Raw genomic sequence first — 25,068 nt, forward strand, 5'->3', positions numbered from 1 at the left:
CCCCGGGAGTGTCCACCAGGTAAGATCAAAAGCGAGACGACATCTCTAGAGAAGAATGTAGAACATACCCGCATAACGCGCGTGGAACACGATGAGCTGGGCCATAAAACTATGGACAGGGCAACACTAGGAATCGTTCCGATCTCCGAGCTACGGTGAGTTACGTGGACTCCGACAACCAGCGAGAAGACGGTCACAACGCGTCACCGATCTGGGTGAGCGACCGGCCAGAGAGCGAGCAGACCGCCGCCGCGAAGCCTTCGGCGCCCACCTCCACGTACGCGCCGGTCGAACGCGCGTACGTGCGTAGCCTGCTGCAACAACCACGCTTTCGCCGCCTGCGCAACCGTGTGCTGCTGGCGATCGCCGTCGCCGTGGTGGTGGGCTTCCTTGTGAGCGACTGGCGGGTGGGCGTGACCGCGGGTGTGATCGCGGCCATCCTGGAGGCGGTCTATCGCGCGCGTTCCCACTCCTCCGTGCCCGCCTGGCGGCGGACGTCTGTGGCGGAGCGCCGCACCGAGGCGCAGCTGCGCAAGCTCGAGCGCAGCGGCTACCGCACACTTCACGCCCGGGCGATCCCCAACAGCGAGGCCCAGATCGACCATCTCGTGGTGGGCCCGACCGGCGTGTACGCGGTCGACTCCGAGAAGTGGGACAAACGCCTGCCGGTACGCGTGCAGATGGGCAAGAAGCTCTTCCACGGCCCCTTCGACAAGAAGGCCCGCCTCACCGAGGCCAAGTGGGAGGCGTCGCAGGCCAGCGAGCTGATCACCAAGTCGTTCGGCCGCGAGGTCTCGGTCGTGCCCTCGCTCGCCATCTACGGCCCCCCGGTGCCGTGGAAGATCATGACCATCCGCGGCGTGGACGTCTACCAGGGCGACCGCGCCCGCAGGTGGATCACCAAGCGGGAGCGGGCGCTGACCGACGGCGAGATCGACCGGATCTACGACATCGCCGCCCAGGTCCTGCCCGCCCGGTACGGCGACGACTAAGCCGGCTCTCCGGCGTCCGACGCCAGTCGGGCGCCGAAGTCGTCCAGGGCGGCGGCCAGCTGCGTGCTCGGCGGCAGCTTCTGGGGCAGGCGCGAGTACAGCGCGGTGCCGAACCCGGCGATGCGCACGATGTGGTCGATGAGCGCCTCCCTGTCACGCGGCCACGGGAACGAGGGCTGGGCGATCAGCAGGGAGACGCAGCCGTGCACGGCCGACCAGAGGCCCAGCGCGACCTCCTCGGGATCGCCCTCGAGCACGCGGGTCTCCACGCAGGCCGAGACCGCGTTCACCATGTGACGGAAGCACTCGGCGGCGGCCGGAGGCACGCCCGGCCCCGATGAGGCCCGCATCATCAGCACCCTGTACTGCACCGGGTGCTCCAGAGCGAAGCGGGCGTACGCGCGCCCGCACTTGCCCAGGGCGATGAACGGGTCACCGCCCAGGTTCTCGCTGAACATCCGGCCGAACTCGCCCCAGACCCGCATGCACACCGCTTCGACGAGCGCCTCCTTGTCGGCGAAGTGCATGTAGACCGACGGCGTGGACACCCCTGCCCGCATGGCGACCGCGCGCAGCGTGAGCGCGTCCTCGCTGCCCGACTCGGCCAGCAGGTCCTCCGCCGCGCGCAGGATCTCCTCCCGCAGCAGCACGCCTTCTCCGCGTCTGGCACGTACGCGTCTGGTGGTCATGATCTCAGGTTGACGCCGTCAGGTTAACGATGTCAAGCTGATCTCCTATGGGGAATTTTCGGGAAGCGACCGCATTGACCGCTCGCGGCGACGGCGAGTTCGATGCCGTGCTGGACGCCCAGTGGAGCGTCGGCAACCGCCTGCACGGCGGCTATCTGCTGGCCGTGCTGGCCAGGGCCGCGACCGAGAGCGCGGCGGGCGCGGGCCATCCGCACGTGACGGCGGTCAGCGGCTCCTTCATCGAGCCGCCCGAGCCCGGCGAGGCCCTGGCGCGGGTGGAGACGCTGCGGGTCGGCAGGAGCGTGGCCCAGGTCAGGGCCGCGCTGGTGCAGGAGGGCCGTACGCGCGTCGAGTCGCACATCACGCTCGGACTGCTGGACGACTCGGACCCCTGGTGGTCGGCGCACGAGCCGGTCGAGCTGCCTCCCGAGGACCAGTGCTTCCTGGCCCCGACCGATCCCCCGGGCACGGACCTCACCGTGCCGCTGATGTCCGTGGTCGAGGAGCGCATCGTTCCCGAGCACCTGTCCTTCGCGTTCGGCGCCCCCGCCAGGCGCGGCGTCATCGCGAGCTGGCAGCGGCTGGCCGACGGCTCGGACTGGGACCCGCTGAGCCTGCTGGTGGCGCTCGACCCGGTGCCGCCCGTGTCGTTCGACCTGGGGCTGTCCGGGTGGGTGCCGACGATCCAGCTGTCGGCGTACATCCGCAGGCTGCCCGCTCCCGGGCCGATCAGGGTACGGCTGTCGGCCACGGACGTCGGCGGCGACCGCATGGACGAGGCGGCTCACATCTGGGACGACAAGGGCCGCCTGGTGGGCCAGTCGACCCAGCTCGCCGCCGTGCGGCTCCCCGCGCAGCTCTGATATGCGGCAGGAGGTGACGGCGCCACCTCCGCACTTCGACGGGGCCCTCTGCGGGTCTAGCGGTAGATCTCCGGGATCGAGCCGCACCACGGGAAGAACTCGCCCCGGCCGGCCCGGGTGATGTCGCCGCACACGCCCACCTGAGTGGGCCGCTCGGCGCCCTTGGCGTACAGGATCAGCACGGCCTTGTCCAGCGGGTACTGCCGGGGCGAGCCCGCGCCGAAGTCGAGCGCGCCCGTGGCGCCCTCGATGGCGTGCCCGCTCTGGTCCGGCGTGTACAGGGTGCCGAGCTGCCGCCAGACGGTGTACGAGTTCACCGGCACGCGGTGCCGCTCCTTGCCGAGCCGCCGGATCGCGGTGATCATCGTCTCCGTGGCGTCGTAGGTCAGCGCGGCGTGCCCGTCCAGCGTCCGCCCCGGCCCCGGCTCCTTGCATTCGAAGGGGAACGTGGCGAACAGGTCCGCGTAGAAGTCGTGGCGCTGCGGCTCGCCGCACTTGTTCGGCGCCGCGGCGAACGACTCGTAGTAGTACCCCACGCCGCTGACCTCCGATCTGACCCGCACGTCGGCGACGTACCTGGTGACGTCGTCACCGCCGAGGACGACCGGCGGCGCGCCCCCGCATTTGTCGGCCACGCCCTTCACGAACTCGGCGAAGTCGGGGATGCCGCGCCCGGCGAAGTACACCAGCCCGTCGAACCCGCACGCCGACACCCCGGCGTCTCTGGGCTCCCCCGCGTAGGCGTCGTCGCTCCTGTCCTCGGGTCCCGGCTTGGCGCCCCCGACGGGCGTGAACCTGAACCCCTCGACCGCGAAGCCGCGCTCCTCGAGCCGGGCGAGAACCCGGCTCTTGAGGTTGGAGGCGTAGTAATCGGTCACGTCATGCGAGTAGTACACCCGGGCCTTCCGCGCCACCTCGCCCTTCTTGACCAGCGAGTCGGCGAAGGCCGCCGCCATCCACGCCTGCCTGGAGTTCTGCGGGGCCACCTGGAAGTAGAACGGCGACTCGTTCACGAGGCGGTCGGCCGACAGCGTGGAGGCCACCATCGGTAGCCCGGCCTTGCCCAGCTCCTGGATGGCCGCGACGGTCTCCTGGCGGCTCTGGTCCAGCCCGACCACGCCCACGATGGGCGCCTCCTCATCGCGGTAGCGCAGCAGCAGCCTGGCGATGCTCGAGCCGTGCTGCATCCTGCCGCCCGCGTTCGCGAGCAGGATGCGGACGAGCGGCTCGCTGGGCCCCGCGGAGCCGTTCTGCCGCTTCTGCGCGATGGCCACGCCCGCCAGGCCCTCGCGGGCGGCGGCCAGCGTGTCCCGGTCCGTCGAGGTCAGCGCCGCCAGGTAGACGATCGTCACGTACGGCCGTTCGCCGGCCGCGTGGAGCTGGGCGGCCCGCTCGTTCTCCCGCTGGAGCACGGCCTGGACCTGCCGGATCTCGGCGTTGCCCGGCGAGAACAGGTAACTGGGCTCGGCCACGCCCACGCACTCGGTGCCGGCCAGCTGCCTGCCGCTCTCCGTCCACGGCGTCCACAGGCCGGTGGCACAGGCGGTCCGGTGCCAGGCGGCGGTCTGGCCCGCGTACGCGCCGACCGCGCCGGCCAGGGCCATCCAGAACAGCGCGATGGCGGTCCACGACGACCACCAGGGCGCCACGCGGGCGGGCGGCACCCAGGTGGCGTCCGTGACGTCGTACCTGGACAGGTCGGACGGAACGGGCGGCGCCGAGATGGTCAGCGGCGTGTCGAGCACGCGCCGCCAGGACGCGGGGTCCTCGGCCGTGACGAGCTCGCGCCGCCAGCGGATGAGCCGCCACAGCGGCTCCTCGTCGTCCTCGAGGAGAACCGCGTCGGACTTGTACGAGACCACCACGACCGGGTCGAACCTGCCGAGGTCCGCGCGCCGCTCCTCGATGAGCTCGACGAGCCCCTCGCCGTTCTCGTTGAGCAGCAGGAGCGGGTAGAAGACGTGGCCCGCCCCGCGCACGTGCAGCGGGGAGCGCCGGTACTGCCTGATCAGGTCGTCCATGAACGCGCGCAGCAGCAGTCGCGACACGCGCCGCTCGTCGCCCGGGTCCAGGTCCGCGAGCAGAGCCACGACGCCGGGCGGCTTGGGGTCGTCCTGCGACAACGCTTGCCGCAGCCAGCGGAAGCGCCCGCCGAGGCCGGGCACGCGCCCGCTGAGCCTCAGGTCGTGCAGGAAGCCGGGCAACAGCTTGAGCAACAGGTTGACCGGGAAAGGGACGTGCTCGGCGCCCCGGTCGGCCGTGTCGACGCCCCATCCCCAGTTGCGGTCGGACTCGCGCAGGACACGGCGCGCCTGGTCCGGGTTTCCGTCGGACTCGGCCAGCCGTGCCACGAGCTGGGCGGTCAGCTCGTGGCGGGGGAAGCGGAGCCTGGTGCCGCGCAGCGCGGTGACGATCCGGGAGAGGGTCTCCGGCACCGGCTCCCCCGGCTGGATGTCGGGGCGCGCACGCGGGATCCCCGGCGAGATGACGTGGACGGCCTGCCGCCCCTGCGGCGTCAGGATCTCCGGCCAGTCGCCTGCCTCGCTCAGCTCGACCAGCGGGATCCCCATGCGGTCGAGGTGCTGCCTCTTGTCCTTCCCCTCCCGCCACCTGGCCAGCAGCGGCTGCCTGGCGGCGTGCGGCGAGTCCTGGACCCCCTCGCCCCTGGCCGGCCTGCGGCACAGACGGTCTAAGGTATGGATGAAGTTGCCGATCCTGGCGGGATCGTCGAGCATGACTGCCCCGTTGCTCATTTGATCTCTGTAACACGAGTTCGGCCGCGGACGGCGTCTTTTTCGGGCTCGATCCGGTAACCGACTGTCCGATGTGTGGACACGCGTCTCAGGTGCCGGGCAGGTGGCCGTAACATGTGAAGACTCGCTAGCGATGGGAGATGCGCAATGCCCGCCCTCAGGTCACGTACAGTCACCCACGGCAGGAATATGGCCGGTGCCCGGGCCCTGCTCCGGGCGACCGGCGTAGCCGGGAGCGACTTCGGCAAGCCGATCATCGCGGTGGCCAACAGCTTCACCCAGTTCGTGCCGGGTCATGTGCATCTCAGGGATGTCGGCGACGTGGTGTCCGCGGCGATCAGGGAGGCCGGGGCGATCCCGCGGGAGTTCAACACGATCGCCGTGGACGACGGCATCGCGATGGGCCACGGCGGCATGCTCTACTCGCTGCCGTCGCGCGAGCTGATCGCCGACGCCGTGGAGTACATGGTCAACGCGCACTGCGCCGACGCGCTGATCTGCGTGTCCAACTGCGACAAGATCACGCCGGGCATGCTGCTCGCCGCGTTCAGGCTGAACATCCCGACGATCTTCGTCTCCGGTGGCCCCATGGAGGCAGGTCGTGTCGGAGACGCGCGAAACAACACAGCGACGCCGGGCAAGAAGCTCGACCTGATCGACCCCATGATCGCTGCGGCGGATGCCGCAGTCTCGGACGCCGAGCTGCTGGAGCTGGAGGAGAGCGCCTGCCCGACCTGCGGCTCGTGCTCCGGCATGTTCACCGCCAACTCCATGAACTGCCTGGCCGAGGCCATCGGGCTGGCGCTGCCGGGCAACGGCACGATCCTGGCCACGCACAAGGCGCGCAAGAAGCTGTTCGAGGACGCGGGCCGGCAGCTCGTCGAGATCACCCGCCGCTACTACGAGGACGACGACGAGTCGGTGCTGCCGCGCTCGATCGCCACCCGTGACGCGTTCGAGAACGCCATGACGCTCGACGTCGCGATGGGCGGCTCGACCAACACGATCCTGCACATCCTGGCCGCCGCCCGCGAGGCCGGGGTGGACTTCGGGCTCAAGGAGATCAACGAGCTCTCGCTGCGTGTCCCGTGCATCTGCAAGGTCGCCCCGGCCACGAACAAGTACCACATCGAGGACGTCCACCGCGCCGGCGGCATCCCCGCCATCCTGGGCGAGCTCGACCGGGCCGGGCTGCTGCACCGCGACGTGCCCACCGTGAACGGCGGCACGCTGGCCGACCTGCTGGCCTCCTGGGACGCGAAGTCGCCGACGGTGCTGCCCGAGGCCGTCGAGCTGTGGCACGCGGCCCCCGGCAACGTCCGCACGGTCAAGGCGTACTCGCAGGACAACCGCTGGGACGACCTCGACCTCGACCGAGCGGCCGGGTGCATCCGCGACCTGGAGCACGCCTACACCGCGGACGGCGGCCTGGCCATCCTCTACGGCAACATCTCGCGTGACGGCGCGGTGGTGAAGACGGCCGGCGTGGACGAGTCGATCTGGAAGTTCAGCGGACCCGCGGTGGTGTTCGAGTCGCAGGACGACGCGGTCGAGGGCATCCTCGGCGGGCGCGTCAAGGAGGGCGACGTGGTGGTCATCCGCTACGAGGGCCCCAAGGGCGGCCCGGGCATGCAGGAGATGCTCTACCCGACGTCCTTCCTGAAGGGCAGAGGGCTCGGCAAGGCCTGCGCGCTGATCACCGACGGCCGCTTCTCCGGCGGCACCTCCGGCCTGTCGATCGGCCACGCCTCGCCGGAGGCGGCCGAGGGCGGCGCGATCGCGCTGGTCGAGGACGGCGACATCATCGACATCGACATCCCCAACCGGTCGATGGAGCTGCGGGTGCCCGAGGCCGAGCTGGCCACGCGGCGCGAGCGGCTTCTGGCGGACCTGGGCGGATACCGGCCGCGCGACCGCAACCGGCCGGTGAGCGCGGCGCTGCAGGCGTACGCGGCGATGACGACGTCGGCGTCCACGGGTGCCTCGCGCGATCTGACCCAGTTGTCGCGGTAACTACGACCCGTGCGGCAGGCGACAGGGTTCTTACCTGCCGCACAGGTTTTCGAAAAATGTCGGTCCTCATCCCTATTCTTGGGGTATGACGACAGTCGTGAAGCACGATACTCGCCCGCTGACGACCGCCGAGATCGCCGCCCTCGCCCTCTCCCTCGCCCACCTCGGAGCGGGCCCCCAGGCCGTCACCGCACGGCGTGGCCTGCAGCACGCGTTCGAGCACCTGGAGCTCGACGACGACGTCATCGCCACCACGCTCACGACCCTGACCGAGCCGCTGCCCGTGGAGGTCGCCTCCAGGGCCAGGCTCATGGCCGACGCCATCACCAGCCGCCTGATGATCCGCCTGCACTACCGCGACGCCTCGGGCACCGTCACCACGCGCGACGTCGAGCCGGTGACGTGCCTGGTCCACCGCGAATACTGGTATCTGGTCGGCGTGTGCAGGATGCGCCGGGCGATCAGGGCGTTCAGGTTCGACCGGATCATCGCGGTCGAGCCCACGCTCACGCCGTCCCGCCCGCACCTGGCTGACCGGTTCCTGCCGTTTCAGCGTAGAAAGCGGACCAGGGCCGCGTAAGAAACTGGCCTGCGCTTGACCAGCCGCGCCCCCGGCCTTTGGGGTGGCGAGTGACAGGCTCCGGCACATGCGTGTTCGGAGGTTCTCGCTCGTCTCTGCCCTCCTGGCCGTGGCCGGCTGTGCCGGCCCTTCGATAGCCGTCCCGCCCCCCGTCACCCCCGTCCGGCAGACCGGCGGGATCGTCGTCGAGAGCGTGCTGTCCGTTGCCGCACGGCGCGCTCTCGACCAGTCCCTGGATCGCTACCTGCGCGACCGTCCCGGCCGCGCGGCGCTGGCCGTCTACGACCGGACGACCGGCACCAGGTACGCCTTCCGCGAGCACACCCCGTTCATGCTGGCCAGCGTGGCCAAGGTGGACATCCTGCTGGCGTTCCTCCTCGCCAAGCGCGGCGGGCTGAGCGACTACGAGCGCGACCTGGCCTCCCGGATGATCCGTGACAGCGACAACGACTGCGCAGGCGAGCTCTACATGACGATCGGCGGCCGGGACGGGTTCGCCAAGGTCCTGCGCCGGCTCGGCATCGAGCACACGGAGCCGGGACCGGGGCTCTACTGGGGGACCACCCTCAGCCGCCCGTCCGACCAGGTGAAGGTGCTGGAACAACTCACCGACCCCGAAGGACCGCTGCCGGCCCGCGACCGGCGCTACGCGCTCAAGCTCATGTCCACCGTGCAGTCGTCGCAGGCGTGGGGGGTCAGCGCGGCCGGCGGCGAGGTGGCGCTCAAGAACGGGTGGCTGCCCGCCGACGCGCACGGCGGGCTGTGGACGATCAACAGCGTGGGACACCTCCACCTACGCGGACACGAACTGCTGATCGCGGTCCTGTCGGAGCGCAGCCCGACCATGGAGACGGGAATCGCCACGGTCGAGCGGCTCTCCCGGCTGGCCGTGGACGCGCTGGCGGGACCCGAGGAGATCGTCAGCGCCGCCAAGGTGTTCTAGGAGGCGCAGCACCCTCCGCCGCAGCAGCCGCCGCCACTCGGCCTGGGCGCGGCCGCGCCGCCCGTCATCGACACCGTGGACAGCAGCTTCACCGTGTCGTCGTGCCCCTCAGGGCAGGGCGCCGGGTCGTTGGAGGCCGACATGGGACGGGAGACCTCGAACGTGGAGCCGCAGGCGCGGCAGCGGAAGTCGTAACGCGGCATGGCCTAAGAATAATTCACGTGGGCGTAGTCGGACACGGGCTCGTAGCCGATCGACTGGTAGATGGCGTTGCTCGTGGGGTTGTTGAGGTCGGTGAAGAGCACCACCTCGTCGCAGCGCTCCGCCAGGCCGACCGCGCTGGCGTGCGCCGTGACCGCGGAACCGTAGCCGTGCCTGCGGCACGAAGGCGGCGTGTAGACCGGGCCGATGCGGCAGACTCCGCCGGCCGCCGGGGAGAGCCCGGCCAGCGAGACCGGCGCCCCGCCCGCCTCCCAGACGAACAGCTCGCGGGCCGCCAGCCGCCCCGACACCCGGTCGGCCACGTCGCCATCGCTCATGCCCACCTCGTCGCCGAACGCGTGATACCAGCTCACCAGCAGCGGGAAGTCTGCCGGCACGGCGAGCCTGCCGTGGCCCAGCACGTCGGGCACGGCGAGCGCGCCCAGACGGTAGAGCCGCTCCGGCACCACCCGCTTGGGCGCGCCCAGCACCCGCTGGGCCTCCGCGGTCAGCTCGACCCGGCCCACCACCGCCGGGAGCGCGCCGCCGAGCGCCTCGATGAGCGGCGCGACGGCCTCGACGGGCATGTCGGCGAGCCCGACGGGATGCGGCGGCGTGTGGAAGAACGCGCCCCGCAGCTCGCCACCGGCCGTCCACCAGCCGAACCGGGGATCCTTGACGGGCATGCCGGCCCGCAGGTTGGCCAGGACGGTGAGCGCGACCGTGTTGCGCACCGGGTCGCCGAGCAGGAACGGCTCGGCGACCGCGGCGTACTCCTCAACGTCCGAGGTTAAGGTCCACATGCCTACCCATGGTGTCAGGCGCCGGCATGCGGGGACAAAGCGGTTTCAGGCCGCGGCCTCGAGGTAAGGCGCCCATTGCGGGTCTCCGGCGAGCGAGGCGCCGATGAGCCTCCAGTGGGCGCCCCGTGGCACCGCCGGGTCGACGCGCAGCGTCCACCCCAGCTCCTCCAGGTACTTGTCGGCCTTCCTGTGGTTGCACGTGGTGCAGGATGCGACGCAGTTTTCCCAGGTGTGGGTGCCGCCCCTGGACCGCGGGATGACGTGGTCGATGGTCTCGGCCCGCTGCCCGCAGTAGGCGCAGCGGTAGTCGTCGCGCCGCATGAGGGCGGCCCTGGTCAGGGGGATGCGCGACCGGTAGGGGATGCGGACATATCTCCGGAGCCTGATCACCGAGGGGACGTCGAGCGTACGGCTCGCGGAGCGCAGCACCGCGCCCCTGCCGTCACGGTGGACGACGTCGGCCTTCTCCCGCAGCACCAGCACGACGGCGCGGTGCAGCGAGAGGGTGGTCAGTGGCTCGTAGGTGGCGTTGAGCAGCAGGACCTGGCGCATCATCGGGCCTCTCCCTGCTGCGCGCGTATCAAAGGGGACATGCCGCGGCATGTCCCGACTGTCGGCCCCTCCTGGGGCACTCGTGCTTCCGTCACGTGGACCTCCGCCGGACGGTCCAGCGGATGGTCACCACGGCACCGTCCTGTCACCAAGTCTGGCGTCTGCAGCGTGGTCCCCGCCACCCCAAAAACCTCTAGCCGGAATGGACCAGAGGGACACACGATACGTTTTATGCCCGCTTCACCAGCGCTTTACGCATGTCCTTTGGCAGTAGTGTTCCCAGCATGAAGCTGGAGCCGTACCCGACCGCACGCCGCGAAGACACCGTCGACATCCTGCACGACACGCCCGTGCCCGACCCTTATCGGTGGCTCGAGGATCCAGACAGTCCCGAGACGAAGGGATGGCTGCTCGCGCAGGCCGAGCTGTTCAGCCGGCAGCGCGGGCAGCAGCGGTTCAAGAGCCGCATCGCCGAGCTGCTCAGATCCGGCTCGGTGGGCGCGCCGGCCTGGCGCGGCGGGCGCCACTTCTTCTCCCGCCGCACGCCCGACCAGGAGCACGCCGTCTACTACGTCGTCGAGCCGGACGGGACCGAGCGGGCGCTGATCGACCCGATGGCGATCGATGCGTCGGGGCTGACCACGCTGGACGCCGTGCAGCCCGACAAGGAGGGGCGGCTGCTGGCGTACCAGATCTCCGTGGGCGGCGACGAGGAGTCGATTCTCTACGTGATGGACGTCACGACGGGCGAGCGGGTCGAGGGCCCGATCGACCGCTGCCGCTACTCCCCCGTCGCCTGGCTGCCCGGCGGGGAGGCCTTCTACTACGTACGCAGGCTGCCCAGCACCGAGGTGCCGGAGAACGAGAAGCAGTTCCACCGCCGGGTCTACCTGCACCGCGTCGGCACCTCCACCGAGGACGACGTGATGATCTTCGGCGAGGGCCTGAAGATGACCAACTACTACGGCGTCTCGGTCTCGCGTGACGGGCGCTGGCTGCAGGTGTCGGCGCACGAGGGCACCGCGCCGCGCAACGACATCTGGGTGGCCGACCTGACCGCGTCCCCGATCGACCGGCCCGACCTGCAGGTCGTGCAGGAGGGCGTGGACGCGCAGGTGGGGCTGCTGTTCGGCCGCGACGGCAAGCTCTACATCCACACCGACCGCGACGCGCGCAGGGGCCGGGTGTGCGTCGCCGACCCGGCCGCTCCCGCCTTCGAGAACTGGCGCGACCTCATCCCCGAGGACCCCGAGGCGGTGCTGAGCGACTTCGCGATCCTCGACGACCTGGAGCGCCCGGTCATGCTGGTGGGCTGGACCCGCCACGCCATCAGCGAGATCACCGTCCACGACCTGGAGACCGGCGAGCGCGTCGGTGAGGTGCCCACGCCGGGGCTCGGCTCCATAGGCGGCATCACCGAGCGGCCCGAGGGCGGCTACGAGGCGTGGTTCGGCTACACCGACAACACCACGCCGCCCACCATCCAGCGCTACGACGCCAGGACGGGCGAGACCACGCTCTGGGCGGCCTCCCCCGGCGCGGTCGAGGTGCCCCCCGTGCGCACCTCGCAGGTCGTCTACCGGTCCAAGGACGGCACCGACGTCCGCATGCTGGTCATCTCCCCCGACGACGACACCGCGGGTCCGCGCCCCACCATCCTGTACGGCTACGGCGGCTTCGGCCTGTCGATGACCCCCGGCTACTCCGCGTCCATCCTGGCCTGGGTCGAGGCCGGCGGCGTCTACGCCATCGCCAACCTGCGCGGCGGCGGCGAGGAGGGCGAGGACTGGCACCGCGCGGGCATGCTCGGCAACAAGCAGAACGTGTTCGACGACTTCCACGCCGCCGCCGAGCACCTCATCGCCACCGGCGTGACCACGCCCGAGCAGCTCGGCATCTCCGGCGGTTCCAACGGCGGCCTGCTGGTGGGCGCCGCGCTGACGCAGCGCCCCGAGCTGTACGCGGCCGTCGCCTGCTCGGCGCCGCTGCTCGACATGGTCAGGTTCGAGAAGTTCGGGCTCGGCGCCACCTGGAACGTCGAGTACGGCACGGCCGAGGATCCCGAGCAGTTCGGCTGGCTGCTGGGCTACTCGCCCTACCACCACGTCAAGGAGGCGGTGCCGTACCCGGCGACGCTCTTCACCGTCTTCCAGTCCGACACGCGCGTTCACCCGCTGCACGCGTGGAAGATGTGCGCGGCGCTGCAGCACGCCTCGACGGGTGACCGACCGGTGCTGCTGCGCAACGAGACCGAGGTGGGGCACGGCGCGCGGTCGGTGAGCAGGACGGTCGACCTGTCGGCCGACACGCTCACCTTCCTCGCGCGGCACACGGGGCTATAGTCCGGGCGGCATGAGCGAGCTGGGGCTGGCCATGGTCGAGGCCACCCCAGCGCTGCGCTGCGGCCCTAGGTGCCGCGGCTGCGCGCGTACCGCGAGCACCACGCGCTCCCCGTGCGGGACGTATCGCCGCTGAGCGCCCCTAGCGCGGGAAGATGATCGTCTTGTGCCCGTCGAGCAGCACCCGCTGCTCGGCGTGCCACTTGACCGCCCTGGCCAGGGTCACGCACTCCACGTCGCGCCCGATGGCGACCAGGTCCTCGGGAGAGTGGCTGTGGTTGACCCTGGCCACCTCCTGCTCGATGATCGGCCCCTCGTCCAGGTCGGAGGTCACGTAGTGGGCCGTGGCGCCGATCAGCTTGACGCCGCGGTTGTGGGCCTGGTGGTACGGCTTGGCGCCCTTGAACGACGGCAGGAACGAGTGGTGGATGTTGATCGCCCGCCCGCTCAGCTTCTCGCACAGCTCCTGCGACAGCACCTGCATGTAGCGAGCCAGCACCACCAGATCCACCTGGTAGTGCTCCACCAGGGCCAGCACCTCGGCCTCCTGCCTGGGCTTGGTCTCCGGCGTGATCGGCAGGTGGTGGTAGTCGATCCCGTACGACTGCGTGAGCGGGCGCAGGTCGGGATGGTTGGAGACGACCGCGACGATCTCGATGTCCAGCGCCTTCGACCTGACGCGGTAGAGCAGGTCGTTCAGGCAGTGGTCGAACTTGCTGACCATGATCAGCACTCGCGGCTTCCTGGCCACCTCGCGAAGCTTGAACTCCATGGCGAAGTCCGGTGCGAGCGCCGCGAAGGCCCCGTTGAGCTCGTCCTCGCCCAGTGCCCCCGCGAACTGCACGCGCATGAAGAAGCGCTGTCCGACCCGGTCCCCGAACTGCTGGCTCTCGATGATGTTGCACCCTTTTCCGGCCAGCAGGCCAGAAACGGCGGCCACCACACCGGGCCGGTCGGGGCAGGACAGGGTCAGGATGTATTCGGCGGAGCCGGTCATTGCCTTCACTCTCGCGGGCGTCGGGTCATCGGTCGCCGCTGAGCCGATCTTGGCAACAGATCGGACCGGCGGCCATCACAGAGCGTACCGGACGGAGGCTCCGCGGCCGATCGTCCATCATCCGGTCGATCCCGGGTAGTTATCGGGATATCACGGGTTTGGGAGGGGCAACCCGGTCCTTCCGTTATGAGGGTTGTCCCATGGGCTGGGATGGAGTGCGTCTGTTTGGAGGCCGTCGTACTGATCGTGGTCGCTGGGCTCTTCGCCGTCGTGTCCGGGGTCAACGATGGGGGCGCGCTCCTCGCCACCGGGCTCAAGCTGCCCACGATCCGTCCGGCCACCGGCGTCCTCGTGCTCGTGCTGCTCGTGGTCACCGTCCCGGTGGTCACGCACCAGGTGGCGGTGACGTTCGTGACCAGGCTGGCCTCGTTCCGCGCGCCCGGCGGGGCGACGGCGATGACCATCGCGGTGATCTCGTCACTGGCGGTGGTGGCCTGGTTGAGCGCGAAGGGCCGGCCGACCAGCCTCACGCTGGCCATCGTGGGCGGGCTCACCGGGGCGGGGCTGGGCTGGGGACTGCCGGTGTCGCCGGGGTCGGTGCTGCTGGTGCTGGCGTTCGGCGTGGCGGCGCCCCTGGTGGGCGGGGCGCTGGCCGGGCTGCTCATCCGGGTACTGCTGGTGAGCACCACGGCGCAGGGGCTGTGGCGCTGGCACCAGGCGGGGTTCCTGTTGCAGAGCGTCGCCTACGCGGCCAACGACGGGCAGAAGATGCTGGCGGTTTTCATGATCGCGTTCGGCTTCTCGGACGCGCCGCTGCCGTACACGTCGCTGGTGGCCCTCCTCTTCGGGCTCGGCACCCTGTACGGGCTCCCCAAGGCGGGCCGTACGCTCGGCCGCGAGCTCATCGTCTCCAGGCCCGCGCACGGAGTGGCGGCCGAGCTGGCCGCGGGCGTGGCGGTAATCGCGTGCGCGGCCGTGGGTATGCCAGTGAGTATGAGCCAGGCCATCGCCGGTGGGCTCATCGGCGCCGGCGTGGCACAGGGCGGCGGCCGGGTCCGCTGGTACGCCGCCGTCAAGATCGTCACAGCCTGGTGCCTGACGCTGCCGGCGAGCGCGCTGCTGGGCTGGGCGCTGGCGGTGCTCGTGAAGGGATTCGCGGGCATGGGACTCTCATGAAGGGACGGCGAAGGTGACGCGCCTTTGCTCTTCGACTGGGGCGGGGCAGTGAAGCGGCTGCGGCGGATCCGCGACCTCATGACCGGTCGCATGGACAGCGCCCTCACCGAGGCCCTGCTCGGCCAGCTCGCGGCCACCAAGGAGGGCGCCTGGCTGGCGATGGCCATGATCGGTGGCGAGGTCGGCAGGACGGGGGCGCACGAGCAGATGCGCGTCATCGAACACCTCGGCGACGAGGAACGCGCCAGCCTCATCGAGGAGCTCAAGACGGCCGTGGTCACGCCCATCGACCGGGAGGACCTGTTCCGGTTGTCACGTGCGATCGACGACGTGCTGGACTCCTTGCGGGACTTCGTCCGCGAATCCCATCTCTACCGGGTCCCCGACCAGATCCGCTTCACTCCCATGCTCGACCAGGTCATCGTCGGCATCGAAGCCCTGGAGAGCGCCGTCCGCGACCTCGCCTCCCGCCCGTCCGCCGTGGCCCGGGACGCCCTGGAGGCGAAGAAGACCGGCGGGGCCATCCGGCGGATGTACCAGTATGAGATCTCGCGCATCTTCTCGGCAGAGCTGACGGCGGATGCGATGAAGGAGCGGGAGCTGGTGCGCCGCCTTGAGATCGTCGGGGTGGCCATCGGCAACGCGGCGGATGCCATTGCCGACGGCGCGATGAAACGGTGACGATCACACATAGCGGCGGTCGCTGGCGTCACGCCGCGCGGGCGGCGTGACGTTTATCCGAGCGGCGCTTACCGCGTGAGAGTGCTAAAGGCCGAGGGGACCCGCGAGGTCGGTCAGCTGGGTCAGGGCGTGGGCGAGGTCGGGCGCATCCGGGGAGAGGGGCTGGATGGCCACGTGGTCGGCGCCCGCGTCGAGGTGGGCCTGGATGCGCTTGGTGACGGCGCCCGCGTCGCCCCAGGCCACGATGGCGTCCGCCAGGCGGTTGCTGCCTCCGTCGGCGAAGTCGTCGTCCGTGAAGCCCAGCGTGCGCAGGTTGTTGAGGTAGTTGGGCAGCGTCAGGTAGTAGGCCAGGTGGGCGCGGGCGATCTCGCGGGCGCGGGTGGGGTCTGACTCCAGGACGACCGCTTGCTCGGGAATCAGGAGGCGGTCCCGGCCCAGGATCTGGCGGGCCTGGGAGGTGTGCTCCGGAGGCACGAAGTAGGTGTGGGCGCCGTCGGCTCTGTCTCTGGAGAGCTCCAGCATCTTCGGCCTCAGGGCGGCCAGGATCGTGGGGGCCGGGGACGGCGGTCTGGGGAGGATCTGGCCGGCCTGGTCCATGCCCTCCAGGTAGGAGCGCATCGCGGTCAGGGGCTTGGTGTAGTCGTGGCCGCGGCCCTTGACCAGGGAGCCGTGGCTGACCCCTATGCCCAGCAGGAAACGGTCGGGGAAGGCGTCGGCCAGCGCGACCCGCCCCGCCTCCATGGCCATGGCGTCACGGGCCCAGAGGTTGGCGATGCCGGTGCCGACCGCGATGCGCTCGGTGGCCGCCAGGAGGACGGCGGACATGGTGAGCGGCTCCTTGCTGCCTCCGCCTTCGTTGACCCAGAGCGAGCCGTAGCCCAGCTCCTCGATCCGGGCCGCCGCGCGCCGCGACTCCTCGGCGGGGGCCTTGCTGATCATGGGATGCCACACTCCGACGCGCCCGATGTCCACGGCCGCTCCCCTCGCGTAAGATGTTCGATCGAGATGGAACACTACACTGGTGTTCGACCACAGTCGAACAGGACACGCGGCCTGACGCACACGTCCCCGCTCGAGGTCTCGCTGCAGGCCGCCCTCGACGCGCTGGGCGATCCGATCCGCCGCCGCATCGTGCGGGAGCTGGCGGGCGCCCCCGACTGGGCGCGCGCCTGCGGCACGTTCTCCCACCTGCCCGTGGCCAAGTCCACGCTCAGCCACCACTTCTCGGTGTTACGCAACGTGGGGCTGCTCGAGCAGCGTGACGAGGGCGCCCGGCGGCTCAACCGCCTGCGCCGCGACGAGTTCGACGGCCGCTTCCCAGGGCTGCTCGCGCTCGTCCTGGACGAGGAGCAACCCGAGCCCTGACCGCTGTGTAACGTCTGTCCGGTGAACTCCACAGCGGGAGAAGAGGCCCGAACGGGCAGCAGCGATCGCCCGGCCGCCCGTGTCGTCTGCCTGGATCGCGACGGCAGGGTGCTGCTGCTGCACTGGTACGACTCGGTCAGCCGCATGGACGTCCGGGAGCCGCCCGGCGGCGGCATCGACCCTGGCGAGACGGCGCTGGAGGCGGCCAAGCGGGAGCTGACCGAGGAGACCGGACTGCCGGGATCGGCGGTGCAGGAGCGGTTCGTCGAGGTGGCGCGCGACTTCACGTGGCTCGGGGTGCGCTACGTGCGGACCGAGCCGTTCTTCCTGGCCACATTCGACGAGGCCCGGCCCACAGTGGAGCCGGGAGAGCTCACCGAGGAGGAGCGCGAGACCTACCGCGGTTACGCGTGGGCCGAGGAGTTGCCTGACGGGGTCGAGCCGCCCGAGCTGGCCGAGGTGATCGAGAAGCTCACGCGTTAGGCGAGGCGCACCGTGGTGCCCGCCGAGGCAACGGACAGGTCGCCGCCGTACGACTTCGCCGCCGCCGCCAGCGCGGGCTCCGACGGCGTGTCCGGCCACAGATGGGTGAGCAGCAGGCGGGCCACGCCCGCCGATGACGCGGTACGGCCCGCATCCAGAGCGCTGGACAGGTACCGTGCATCCTCTTCCGGCACCCGTTCCGGATATGTCGCCTCGGCCACCAGCAGATCCGCACCCGCCGCCAGCGCCACCAGCTCGGCGGACGGCCCGGTGTCACCGGTGTAGGCGATCACGCGGCCTCCCGCGCTCAGCCGCAGGCCGGCGTTCGGCACGTGGTGCGGCAGGTCGAACGCGTCCAGCCGGAAAGGGCCGATCCCGTACGGCACGCCGGGCGTCAGGTCATGCGCCACGAAGCTGCCCGCCAGCATGCGCCGGTTGTCCAGCGCCAGCACGGCATCCAGCGCGCCCGGCGGGGCGTACACCGGCAACACGGGAGCCGGGACGTCCGCGAGCGCACGGGCGCGCAGCAGCGGGTTCAGGTCGGCGCAGTGGTCGGGATGGCCGTGGGTGACCAGCACCGCGTCGACCTCGTCCGCCCGCATGCGCTCGAGCAGCCGCGGCAGGGTGGCGTAGCCGGGGTCGATGAAGACGCGGAAACCCTCCGCCTCCACCACGTACCCGCTGCAGGCCTGTCCGGCCGCAGGCCAAGCCCCACATCCCCCCAAAACAGTAAATATCACCATAACCCCTAGACGAAGTAGGAAAAATCAGAAATTATGCAAAACCGTGCTCATGCTCACCCGATCCGAGATCGAGCGCCTCCTCCCGGCGTCCGCCTACACCGACCTCGTCGAACAAGCCTTCGCATCGTACGCCCGAAGCGAAACCCCGCCGAGCCGCCTGGCCCACCTCGACAGCCCGCCCGGCGAGTTCCACATCAAGGCCGGCGGACTGAACGGCATCGTCGCCGTGAAGATCGGCGCCTGCTTCTACGACCGCCCCGCCACGCTGGGCCTGCCCAGCATCGTCGGCGTCATCGCCCTGTTCGACGGCTCGACCGGCCAGCCTCTCATGTTCCTGGAGTCCGCCACCGTCACCCGGCTGCGCACGGCGGCCGCGACCGCGGTGGCCGTACGCCACCTGGCGCTCCCCCACGCCTCCACCCTGGCCGTGCTCGGCACCGGCGCCCAGGCGGCCGCCCACATCGCGGCGATCCGCCACGAACGTCCCATCGAACGCGTCATCGTCTGGGGCCGCGACCGGGCCAAGGCGGAGCGGTTCGCGGCCGGGCAGAACGCGGAGAGCGCTCTGACGGCCCACGACGCGGCGAGCCAGGCGGACGTCGTCGTCACCCTGACCCCCGCCACCAGCCCGTACCTGGGCATGACGGACGTGAGACCGGGCGCCCTGGTCGCGGCGGTCGGCTCGGACGCCCCGGAAAAGCGTGAGCTCCACGACGACCTCCTCGCCTCCGCGGTCCTCGTCACGGACGTCACGCACCAGTGCGCCGAGGTCGGCGAGCTGCACCACCGCCCCGGCACCCCGGTCAGGGCCGAGCTCGGCGAGATCGTCGCGGGCACGGCGCAGGGCCGCAAGAGCGCCGAGGAGATCGTCGTCTTCGACTCCACCGGCACCGCGATCCAGGACGCGGCCGCCGCCCAGGCCCTCTACACGGCCGCGGTCGAACGCGGCGCGGGCAGCTCGCTCCCGCTGTGGAACTGACACGGGGTCGGTGGCCTCTGCGGGACTGACACGGGTCGGGGCTCTGCGGGACTGACTCAGCTCGGCGCCCTGTGGGGACGGTCCGGCCCGTCGCGGAAGTGACCGAGCTCGTCCAGCGTCGTCACCAGGAGCTCGCGGAGCAGCCTGCCCGCCACCTTCTCGTGCTCGGGCTCCACGGGCAGCCCCTTGCCCACCTTCTCCTGGTACACCTCGCGCTCGCGTACGTCGGTGTACGGCAGCGAGGTCATCCCGACGGCCACCGCGATCCGGGTGCCGCCGCGGGGCAGGACGGCCACGGTGTGCGTGCGCAGGCACGTCTCGTCCGGCGCGCCGTACCAGCCGCTCTTGACCCCCGCCCCCGGCGATCGGATGGCCTCACGCGCGCCGAACGCCTGCGACGCGCTGACCTGCCGCATCCACCCCATGATGGTCTCCGCGACCGGGTCGCCCGCGACGGCGGCCTGGGCGAGCACCGCGTACGCGGTCGCCACCTCGTCGGCGGCCACCTCGACCGAGCCGAACCGGGAGGGGTCGCCGTTGGGCGGCGACCAGGCGACGCCGGTGCGCCGGCGGAGGTCGTCGAGGATGACGCGCGGGCCAACGGCGAGCCACAGGTTGAGCGTGTCGGCGTTGGAGGACACGACCACGGCGGGCTCGGCGTGCCGCCGCCACCGGTCGGCGTCGGGGATGCGGGCCGCGCTCACCCACGCGTACAACGGCTTGAGCAGGGACGCGCAGCGCAGTCGCGCCAGGCCCGCGGTGACGCTCACCGTGCGGGCGGGTGGCCCGCCATAGCCGCGCCTGATGCCCGCGGCCTGGACGCTGGCACTGGGATCGAGGTCCTTCAGCAGCTCGTTGAAGCCCACGTTTCCAACCGTAGACCTAAGGGGCACTCCCCCAACGGCCTTCGTACCACTCCGTGCTCGGAGGTTCGCCGGGCAGCTCGCTCGCCCCAGGCGCGCGCAGGCCGTCGAGCGCGATGGTCAGCAGGCGCTCCTTGACGTGCGGATGCTCGCCCCCGGGCGCCGGGCGGCTGAACTGCTCCATGAGCAGCGAGATGTCGAGCGTGGTCACGTCGTTCCTCAGCACGCCGGCCGCACGGGCCCGGGAGATCAGCCCGTCGGCCAGCTCCGTGGCCTTCCTCGCCGTACGCCACATCTCGTCCGTGACCTCGATGGTGCCCGCGACCGGCGCGAGGGCGCCTGCCCGGTAACCGACGCACGCGCGTATGTACCGGCACAGGCCCTCCCACGGATCCGGCTCGTTCAGCCCGGCCTCGGCCGCCGCCACCCCGCGTTCCATGGCGATCACGCACAGGCGCTGGAGCAGCTCCTCCTTGGTGCGATAGCGGCGGTAGAGGCTGCCCATGCCCACGCCCGCCGCCTTGGCGATGGCCGACACCGGCGCGTCGAACCCCTGCGTCGTGAACACCTCGTGCGCCGCGCGCAACAGCCGCAGATCGTTCCGTGCCGCCTCGGCCTGCCTCCCGCGTGTGCCCATGCCGTACAGGATATTAGAATTTCGGAGCGAATCGCTCCGATAGACGGGAAGACTGACATGCGTGCAGTGGTATTGAGGCAGTACGGCGGGCCGGAGATGCTGGTCGTGGAGGAGGTGCCGGACCCCGTGGCCGGGCCTGGACAGGTGCTCGTGGAGGTGTCGGTGGCGGGCATCACGTTCGTGGAGACCCAGGTACGCGCCGACCGGGGACCGCGGCGGGCCGAGCTGCCGGCGATCCTCGGCAACGGCGTCGCGGGCACGGTCGTCAAGACGGGTGCGGGCGTGGACGAGGCGCTGGCCGGCGCAAGGGTGGTCAGCACGCTGGGCGGCTACGGCGGCTACGCGGAGCTGGCGGTGGCCGACGCCGCCGACCTGATCCCGATCCCCGACGGCCTGTCGCCCGAGGTCGCGGTGGCGCTGCTCGCCGACGGCCGCACCGCCGTGGGCCTCGCGCGGGCCGCCGCCCCGAAGCCCGGCGAGTGGGTGCTGGTCGAGGCGGCGGGCGGCGGCGTGGGGAGCCTGCTGGTGCAGCTCGCCGTCGCCGCGGGGGCCCGTGTGGTGGCCGCGGCGAGCAGCGCCGCCAAGCGGGAGCTCGCGGCGGGCCTGGGCGCGGAGCTGACGGTCGACTACACCGACCCTGCGTGGACGCGGCAGGTACGGGACGCGACCGGCGGCCTGGACCTGGTCTTCGACGGGGTGGGCGGCGAGCTCGGCGCGGCCGCGCAGGGGCTGCTCAAGGACGGGGGCCGGTTGAGCGCGTACGGGATGGCGGGCGGCCCGATGACCACGCCGGACCCGCGCGTGACGGCGGTCGCCTGGCCCCAGGTGGACCTGCGCGAGCTGGCCAGGGAGGCGCTGGCGCAGGCCGCCGCCGGACGCCTGCGCCCGGCCATCGGCGCCACCTATCCTCTGACGTCCGCCGCCGAGGCGCACGCCGCCATCGAGGCCCGCACGGTCACCGGCAAGAGCCTGCTCACGATCTAGATCGGCGAGGCCAGGCGACGGGACGCCCGGGAGGGTGTCAGGACCCGCGCGCCCCGGGGCGTCACGAGAGGCCGGCCCGGCGCTCGTCCGCCTCGGCCTCGGCGTCCCGGCCGAGGGCGTGCAGGGCGACGGCGCGGTTGGTGTAGAGGTCGGGCTCCGGCTGGAGTCCGATGGCCCGGGAAAGGTCGTCCACCGCCCCCTCCAGGTCCCCGGCCGCGTACCGCAGCACCCCCCGGTTCCCCCAGGCGGCCGCGAGCCCGGGCGCGCGCTCAACCGCCAGGTCCAGCGCCTCCCGCGCCTCCCCGAGCCGCCCCGCCGCCGTCTCCAGCTGCCCCAGCACCGTGAGCAGGTGCGGGTTGCCGGGCGCCAGGACAAGCCCGGCCGCGACGTCGGCCCTGGCTTCCTCGTCCCGGTCCGCGGCGGCCAGCAGCCCGGCCCGGTTGATGTACGCGTCCAGGTAGGCGGGGTCGAGCTCGATCACCCGGCCCAGGTCGGCCAGCGCCTCCTCGATGTCGCCCCGCACGGTACGCAGCTCCGCCCGGTTGTAGTACGCCTCGGGCAGCGGCGGCCCGGCCCGAATGGCCCGCTCGAAGTCGGCCAGCGCCTCCTCGTGCCGGCCGAGCTTGCACAGCAGGTTCCCCCGTTCCAGGTAGTAGTCGGGGAAGGCGGGGTCCAGCGCGATCGCCGCCGTGTAGTCCTCCAGCGCCTCCTTGACGTGCCCGAGCGCGGCCAGGAGCTGCGCCCGGTTGGCCAGCAGCACCATCCTGTGCAGCGGATGCCGGTCACCCAGCTCGCCCGCCAACTCGATGGCCGACTCGACCAGCGACAGGGCCGCGCCCAGCTCGCCGTGCCGCAGCTCGATCAGCGCCAGGCCGTTGCGGTCGAAGCCCAGCTTGAAGGCCCGTTCCGCGGGGTCCGGCAGCAGGCTGGAGATGGCGATGGCCTCGTTGATCCACCGCCTGGCCCGGCCCAGGTCGCGGCGGGCGGGGTCGGGGTCTCGGGCGTCGAGCATGGCGGTGCCGTACGCGCTGGCGGCGTGCATGGCCGGATCCTGACTGGCCGAGCGCACCCGGTCCCACACCGTCCGGGCGTCGTCGGTGCGGCCGAGACCGCCGAGCGCGGTCGCGGTGCGCTGGGCGAAGCGCCACCAGCGCTCGCCACCCGGCTCGGTCCGCGACATGCCGCGCTCCCCCAGCTCGGCGGCGGCATGCAGGAAGCCGTCGCGCATGCACCGGTCCACCAGGGCCCACAGCTCGTCCGCGCCACGGGTGTCGGGGGGAGGCTCGGGACCGCCGGAGTACAACGTGATCGTGAGCGTTTCTGGAGGGATGCGCCGCATCATGACGTCGAGCAGCTCGGTGTCCGTCGGGTCGGCCTCGGCGCCGTTGCACACCGCGATCGCCTGCCCAGGGCGTACGGCGTCGCGGAAGAACTCCGCGAGCCCGTTGGCCAGCCGCAGCGTACGCCGGGGCGCGGGCACGAGGATGCGCTCGTCGTCGGACAGGCCGGCGTCGATCGTGACCCGCCTGGCCGGCACGAGATCGGCCAGCTCTGGCGCCGCTGCCCGGATCTCGATGTCATGGGCCGCCACCAGGTAACCGTCCCGTTCCAGAGCCCGCGGCACCAGATGACGCAGCAGGGCGGCGGCGACAGTGTAAGGGCCGCGCGGCCGGCGATGTCCGTCGATCAACGGCGTCATCAGCCGCGCGGCCCTGTCTTGAGCGGATGGTTCGCCCTGGACTCTGAGATGGGACCTCGCCTCAGTCACCCCTTGTGAATGACGCTGGAGGTCCCCGCGAGTCGCACGGTGCCTGGCTTGCGGACAATGATGCGCTTCATGACGTACCTCTCCATTGGGGCTAATTCCCCATTATTAGGGCACCCCGCCGAATATCAAGATTTATGGTGAATAAGTGAGAGGTCAAAGGATAAAAAGCGCTGCCCTTTTGATTGACACTTCTAACCTATTGGGAACGAAACCAGCGGGGCAATGCCTTCGCCCGGGCCTGCTCGGCTTCCTCCATCAAGTCACATAGGCACCGCCCGAGCAGCGTGAGCGACTGGCAGCACCCCACCCCCGGCAGATTTCGAGCCCGCACGATGACCGTGGCCCGCTCGATCAGCCGCTCGAGGCTGGGCTCCCCGCCGCCCTTGAGCGAACGGGCGTGCCAGGGGCAGGACCCGGTGTTCATGCAGGCACTTTTGTCGATGTACGGAGGGGGAGCGCCGTCGAGGCGCAACTGATCCTCACGTTTGATCCTCAGATCGGCCAGCGCCCTGGCCGCCCGCGCCGTGACGGCGAGCAGATCCCGCCTGCCGTGGGAGTGCTCCTTCCCCAGGGCGGCGGTCCTGGAGGGGAGGGCGAGCAGCATGGCGCCGGCCATCAGACCGCCGCCGACGATCATGCTGCAGTCCACCTTCTCCTGGAACCAGATCACCGAGATCGCGGCCACCCAGAGGGGCTGCGACGACATCAGGATCGCGCTCGGCACGGCAGGCACGTGCGCCTGACCGTACGAGCGGGCCAGGAACCCCAGCGCGCACGACACCACGGCAAGATGCCCGAGTATCAGCCAGTCGGGACCGTTCGACGGCAAGGAGATCCCGTCACGCACGGCCACGACCCCGGTGAGCAGGCCGATGGTGAAGAGCTGGATCACGGTCAGCGCGTACGCGTGGAAGGGCTCCCCGCGCTTGGACAACTGCGCGAGCAGCAGCGTGTGGCCGGAGTAGAGCGCGGCCGCGGCCAGCGTGACCCCGAGCGCCAGCACGGAGACCTCGTGATCCTCCATCCCGCGCAGCAGCGTGAACACGGTCATGCCGGCCAGCGCGAGCACGACCCCCGCCCAGATCCGCCGCTGGACCTTCGCCTTGAACACGACGAGCGCCAGGATGGGCGTGATCACCACGCTGCAGCCGACCGCGAAGCCGGACAAGGAGGACGGCAGGCTGTGCAGCGCGATGGCCTGGCCGGCCTGACCGACCCCGAACATGACCCCGAGAACGACCCCGTTGAACCACGTCTTGCGTGGCAGCCCCCGAAGGCAACCCGGCCGGATGAGGAGGAGCGTGAGCGCGGCGATCAGGTAGCGCTCGGCGAGCAGATCCTCGACTGGTAACCGGTGGATGAGATCCTTCATCAGCGGAAACGCCGACCCCCATGCGGCGCTGACGAACAACAGAAGCACGGCTCCCGAGAGGGGGCGGGGAGCGGGTACGACTGCCATGGCAAAAGCATGCCACTACTATTCGCAGTCGCAGATGTACAGGGAGCAGCCGGTGAGGTTCCTCTACAACTCGGTGTTAAGAGCCTCACCCGCGGGTTCGTACATCCATATCCGCGGCAGAGAGAGGGACCGTTTCAGAAACGGCAGTCGCTGCGCGATGCGGCGGGTGACGGAAGAGACGCCGGCGGAAGGGGCACGCCGGGAG

At 71.0% G+C, this 25,068-nt stretch carries 24 protein-coding genes; 12 read left to right on the top strand and 12 right to left on the bottom strand.

Features of this window, described 5'->3' with window-relative positions; all coding sequences use genetic code 11:
* Nucleotides 1-164: 164 nt before the first annotated feature.
* Nucleotides 165-992: a nuclease-related domain-containing protein gene (locus tag ABN273_RS28900; RefSeq protein WP_349452188.1), complete on the top strand. Its 828-nt coding sequence runs from the start codon at nucleotides 165-167 to the stop codon at nucleotides 990-992.
* Here the strand turns inward: ABN273_RS28900 and ABN273_RS28905 are convergent.
* The gene (locus ABN273_RS28905) at nucleotides 989-1,681 is read right to left on the bottom strand and encodes a TetR/AcrR family transcriptional regulator (RefSeq protein ID WP_349452189.1); all 693 of its coding nucleotides are present in this window, start codon (nucleotides 1,679-1,681) and stop codon (nucleotides 989-991) included. The two genes, ABN273_RS28900 and ABN273_RS28905, sit on opposite strands and share 4 nt — an antisense overlap.
* A gap of 74 nt (nucleotides 1,682-1,755) precedes the next feature.
* On the opposite strand from ABN273_RS28905, the gene ABN273_RS28910 reads away from it, so the two are divergent.
* Entirely contained in the window at nucleotides 1,756-2,544 is a 789-nt protein-coding gene (locus ABN273_RS28910; protein WP_349452190.1) for a thioesterase family protein, read from the top strand.
* A gap of 56 nt (nucleotides 2,545-2,600) precedes the next feature.
* Here ABN273_RS28910 and ABN273_RS28915 read toward each other — a convergent pair whose 3' ends face one another.
* A complete protein-coding gene (locus ABN273_RS28915; protein ID WP_349452191.1) occupies nucleotides 2,601-5,297 on the bottom strand; it encodes an ABC transporter substrate-binding protein in 2,697 nt (898 codons plus the stop codon).
* 147 nt (nucleotides 5,298-5,444) lie between these two features.
* On the opposite strand from ABN273_RS28915, the gene ilvD reads away from it, so the two are divergent.
* The 3 genes from ilvD (at nucleotide 5,445) to ABN273_RS28930 (ending at nucleotide 8,833) form a co-directional block, all read left to right on the top strand.
* Complete coding sequence (gene ilvD / locus ABN273_RS28920) at nucleotides 5,445-7,310, top strand: dihydroxy-acid dehydratase (protein WP_349452192.1); 1,866 nt, start codon at nucleotides 5,445-5,447, stop codon at nucleotides 7,308-7,310.
* 85 nt (nucleotides 7,311-7,395) lie between these two features.
* Nucleotides 7,396-7,890: a helix-turn-helix transcriptional regulator gene (locus tag ABN273_RS28925; RefSeq protein ID WP_349452193.1), complete on the top strand. Its 495-nt coding sequence runs from the start codon at nucleotides 7,396-7,398 to the stop codon at nucleotides 7,888-7,890.
* Between the two features lie 67 nt (nucleotides 7,891-7,957).
* Complete coding sequence (locus ABN273_RS28930; protein ID WP_349452194.1) at nucleotides 7,958-8,833, top strand: serine hydrolase; 876 nt, start codon at nucleotides 7,958-7,960, stop codon at nucleotides 8,831-8,833.
* Here ABN273_RS28930 and ABN273_RS28935 read toward each other — a convergent pair.
* From ABN273_RS28935 to ABN273_RS28945, 3 genes are read right to left on the bottom strand one after another with little or no spacing between them, the layout of a single operon-like run.
* Nucleotides 8,830-9,036 (bottom strand): FmdB family zinc ribbon protein, encoded by a 207-nt coding sequence (locus ABN273_RS28935; protein WP_349452195.1) that lies wholly within the window; start codon nucleotides 9,034-9,036, stop codon nucleotides 8,830-8,832. The two genes, ABN273_RS28930 and ABN273_RS28935, sit on opposite strands and share 4 nt — an antisense overlap.
* A 3-nt stretch (nucleotides 9,037-9,039) precedes the next feature.
* Entirely contained in the window at nucleotides 9,040-9,837 is a 798-nt protein-coding gene (locus ABN273_RS28940; protein WP_349452196.1) for a GNAT family N-acetyltransferase, read from the bottom strand.
* Between the two features lie 45 nt (nucleotides 9,838-9,882).
* Nucleotides 9,883-10,389 carry an HNH endonuclease gene (locus tag ABN273_RS28945; RefSeq protein WP_349452359.1) on the bottom strand — a complete coding sequence of 169 codons (507 nt, stop codon included), beginning with the start codon at nucleotides 10,387-10,389 and terminating at the stop codon, nucleotides 9,883-9,885.
* A gap of 284 nt (nucleotides 10,390-10,673) precedes the next feature.
* Between ABN273_RS28945 and ABN273_RS28950 the strand changes: the two genes are divergently transcribed.
* The gene (locus ABN273_RS28950) at nucleotides 10,674-12,731 is read left to right on the top strand and encodes a prolyl oligopeptidase family serine peptidase (protein WP_349452197.1); all 2,058 of its coding nucleotides are present in this window, start codon (nucleotides 10,674-10,676) and stop codon (nucleotides 12,729-12,731) included.
* A 139-nt stretch (nucleotides 12,732-12,870) separates the two neighbouring features.
* On the opposite strand, the gene purU is transcribed toward ABN273_RS28950, so the two are convergent.
* Nucleotides 12,871-13,725 carry a formyltetrahydrofolate deformylase gene (gene purU / locus ABN273_RS28955; RefSeq protein ID WP_349452198.1) on the bottom strand — a complete coding sequence of 285 codons (855 nt, stop codon included), beginning with the start codon at nucleotides 13,723-13,725 and terminating at the stop codon, nucleotides 12,871-12,873.
* Nucleotides 13,726-13,950: 225 nt separating this feature from the next.
* On the opposite strand from purU, the gene ABN273_RS28960 reads away from it, so the two are divergent.
* Nucleotides 13,951-14,901 carry an inorganic phosphate transporter gene (locus ABN273_RS28960; protein WP_349452199.1) on the top strand — a complete coding sequence of 317 codons (951 nt, stop codon included), beginning with the start codon at nucleotides 13,951-13,953 and terminating at the stop codon, nucleotides 14,899-14,901.
* A gap of 24 nt (nucleotides 14,902-14,925) precedes the next feature.
* Nucleotides 14,926-15,582: a DUF47 domain-containing protein gene (locus ABN273_RS28965; RefSeq protein WP_349452200.1), complete on the top strand. Its 657-nt coding sequence runs from the start codon at nucleotides 14,926-14,928 to the stop codon at nucleotides 15,580-15,582.
* Between the two features lie 84 nt (nucleotides 15,583-15,666).
* Here the strand turns inward: ABN273_RS28965 and ABN273_RS28970 are convergent, their stop codons facing one another.
* Entirely contained in the window at nucleotides 15,667-16,554 is an 888-nt protein-coding gene (locus tag ABN273_RS28970) for an LLM class F420-dependent oxidoreductase (RefSeq protein ID WP_349452201.1), read from the bottom strand.
* Between the two features lie 33 nt (nucleotides 16,555-16,587).
* On the opposite strand from ABN273_RS28970, the gene ABN273_RS28975 reads away from it, so the two are divergent.
* The gene (locus ABN273_RS28975) at nucleotides 16,588-16,947 is read left to right on the top strand and encodes an ArsR/SmtB family transcription factor (protein ID WP_349452202.1); all 360 of its coding nucleotides are present in this window, start codon (nucleotides 16,588-16,590) and stop codon (nucleotides 16,945-16,947) included.
* 21 nt (nucleotides 16,948-16,968) lie between these two features.
* The gene (locus ABN273_RS28980; RefSeq protein ID WP_349452203.1) at nucleotides 16,969-17,430 is read left to right on the top strand and encodes an NUDIX domain-containing protein; all 462 of its coding nucleotides are present in this window, start codon (nucleotides 16,969-16,971) and stop codon (nucleotides 17,428-17,430) included.
* Here the strand turns inward: ABN273_RS28980 and ABN273_RS28985 are convergent.
* Nucleotides 17,427-18,173, bottom strand: a complete 747-nt coding sequence (locus tag ABN273_RS28985) for an MBL fold metallo-hydrolase (RefSeq protein ID WP_349452204.1) — start codon at nucleotides 18,171-18,173, stop codon at nucleotides 17,427-17,429. The genes ABN273_RS28980 and ABN273_RS28985 overlap by 4 nt on opposite strands.
* 49 nt (nucleotides 18,174-18,222) lie before the next feature.
* On the opposite strand from ABN273_RS28985, the gene ABN273_RS28990 reads away from it, so the two are divergent.
* Nucleotides 18,223-19,152: an ornithine cyclodeaminase family protein gene (locus ABN273_RS28990; RefSeq protein WP_349452205.1), complete on the top strand. Its 930-nt coding sequence runs from the start codon at nucleotides 18,223-18,225 to the stop codon at nucleotides 19,150-19,152.
* Nucleotides 19,153-19,208: 56 nt separating this feature from the next.
* Here ABN273_RS28990 and ABN273_RS28995 read toward each other — a convergent pair whose 3' ends face one another.
* A complete protein-coding gene (locus ABN273_RS28995; protein ID WP_349452206.1) occupies nucleotides 19,209-20,018 on the bottom strand; it encodes a hypothetical protein in 810 nt (269 codons plus the stop codon).
* 16 nt (nucleotides 20,019-20,034) lie between these two features.
* Entirely contained in the window at nucleotides 20,035-20,652 is a 618-nt protein-coding gene (locus ABN273_RS29000) for a TetR/AcrR family transcriptional regulator (protein WP_349452207.1), read from the bottom strand.
* A 57-nt stretch (nucleotides 20,653-20,709) separates the two neighbouring features.
* Here ABN273_RS29000 and ABN273_RS29005 point away from each other — a divergent pair, with 57 nt between their 5' ends.
* Nucleotides 20,710-21,636 (top strand): zinc-binding dehydrogenase, encoded by a 927-nt coding sequence (locus ABN273_RS29005; RefSeq protein ID WP_349452208.1) that lies wholly within the window; start codon nucleotides 20,710-20,712, stop codon nucleotides 21,634-21,636.
* Nucleotides 21,637-21,697: 61 nt separating this feature from the next.
* Here the strand turns inward: ABN273_RS29005 and ABN273_RS29010 are convergent, their stop codons facing one another.
* Both ABN273_RS29010 and ABN273_RS29015 read right to left on the bottom strand, forming a co-directional pair.
* The gene (locus tag ABN273_RS29010; RefSeq protein WP_349452209.1) at nucleotides 21,698-23,335 is read right to left on the bottom strand and encodes a tetratricopeptide repeat protein; all 1,638 of its coding nucleotides are present in this window, start codon (nucleotides 23,333-23,335) and stop codon (nucleotides 21,698-21,700) included.
* 265 nt (nucleotides 23,336-23,600) lie between these two features.
* Nucleotides 23,601-24,863 (bottom strand): DMT family transporter, encoded by a 1,263-nt coding sequence (locus tag ABN273_RS29015; RefSeq protein ID WP_349452210.1) that lies wholly within the window; start codon nucleotides 24,861-24,863, stop codon nucleotides 23,601-23,603.
* Nucleotides 24,864-25,068: the final 205 nt, after the last annotated feature.

Source organism: Nonomuraea sp. B19D2, from assembly GCF_040137845.1.
Taxonomy (GTDB): Bacteria; Actinomycetota; Actinomycetes; order Streptosporangiales; family Streptosporangiaceae; genus Nonomuraea.

What these genes read in the sequence shown, in the direction of transcription:
- ABN273_RS29010 (WP_349452209.1), bottom strand. Translation starts at nt 23,335, where the DNA reads ATGACGCCGTTGATCGACGGACATCGCCGGCCGCGCGGCCCTTACACT.
- ABN273_RS28950 (WP_349452197.1), top strand. Translation starts at nt 10,674, where the DNA reads ATGAAGCTGGAGCCGTACCCGACCGCACGCCGCGAAGACACCGTCGAC.
- ABN273_RS29005 (WP_349452208.1), top strand. Translation starts at nt 20,710, where the DNA reads ATGCGTGCAGTGGTATTGAGGCAGTACGGCGGGCCGGAGATGCTGGTC.
- ABN273_RS28905 (WP_349452189.1), bottom strand. Translation starts at nt 1,681, where the DNA reads ATGACCACCAGACGCGTACGTGCCAGACGCGGAGAAGGCGTGCTGCTG.
- ABN273_RS28975 (WP_349452202.1), top strand. Translation starts at nt 16,588, where the DNA reads ATGGAACACTACACTGGTGTTCGACCACAGTCGAACAGGACACGCGGC.
- ABN273_RS28990 (WP_349452205.1), top strand. Translation starts at nt 18,223, where the DNA reads ATGCTCACCCGATCCGAGATCGAGCGCCTCCTCCCGGCGTCCGCCTAC.
- ABN273_RS28925 (WP_349452193.1), top strand. Translation starts at nt 7,396, where the DNA reads ATGACGACAGTCGTGAAGCACGATACTCGCCCGCTGACGACCGCCGAG.
- ABN273_RS28915 (WP_349452191.1), bottom strand. Translation starts at nt 5,297, where the DNA reads ATGAGCAACGGGGCAGTCATGCTCGACGATCCCGCCAGGATCGGCAAC.
- purU (WP_349452198.1), bottom strand. Translation starts at nt 13,725, where the DNA reads ATGACCGGCTCCGCCGAATACATCCTGACCCTGTCCTGCCCCGACCGG.
- ABN273_RS29015 (WP_349452210.1), bottom strand. Translation starts at nt 24,863, where the DNA reads ATGGCAGTCGTACCCGCTCCCCGCCCCCTCTCGGGAGCCGTGCTTCTG.
- ABN273_RS29000 (WP_349452207.1), bottom strand. Translation starts at nt 20,652, where the DNA reads ATGGGCACACGCGGGAGGCAGGCCGAGGCGGCACGGAACGATCTGCGG.
- ABN273_RS28940 (WP_349452196.1), bottom strand. Translation starts at nt 9,837, where the DNA reads ATGTGGACCTTAACCTCGGACGTTGAGGAGTACGCCGCGGTCGCCGAG.
- ABN273_RS28945 (WP_349452359.1), bottom strand. Translation starts at nt 10,389, where the DNA reads ATGCGCCAGGTCCTGCTGCTCAACGCCACCTACGAGCCACTGACCACC.
- ilvD (WP_349452192.1), top strand. Translation starts at nt 5,445, where the DNA reads ATGCCCGCCCTCAGGTCACGTACAGTCACCCACGGCAGGAATATGGCC.
- ABN273_RS28935 (WP_349452195.1), bottom strand. Translation starts at nt 9,036, where the DNA reads ATGCCGCGTTACGACTTCCGCTGCCGCGCCTGCGGCTCCACGTTCGAG.
- ABN273_RS28930 (WP_349452194.1), top strand. Translation starts at nt 7,958, where the DNA reads ATGCGTGTTCGGAGGTTCTCGCTCGTCTCTGCCCTCCTGGCCGTGGCC.
- ABN273_RS28985 (WP_349452204.1), bottom strand. Translation starts at nt 18,173, where the DNA reads ATGGTGATATTTACTGTTTTGGGGGGATGTGGGGCTTGGCCTGCGGCC.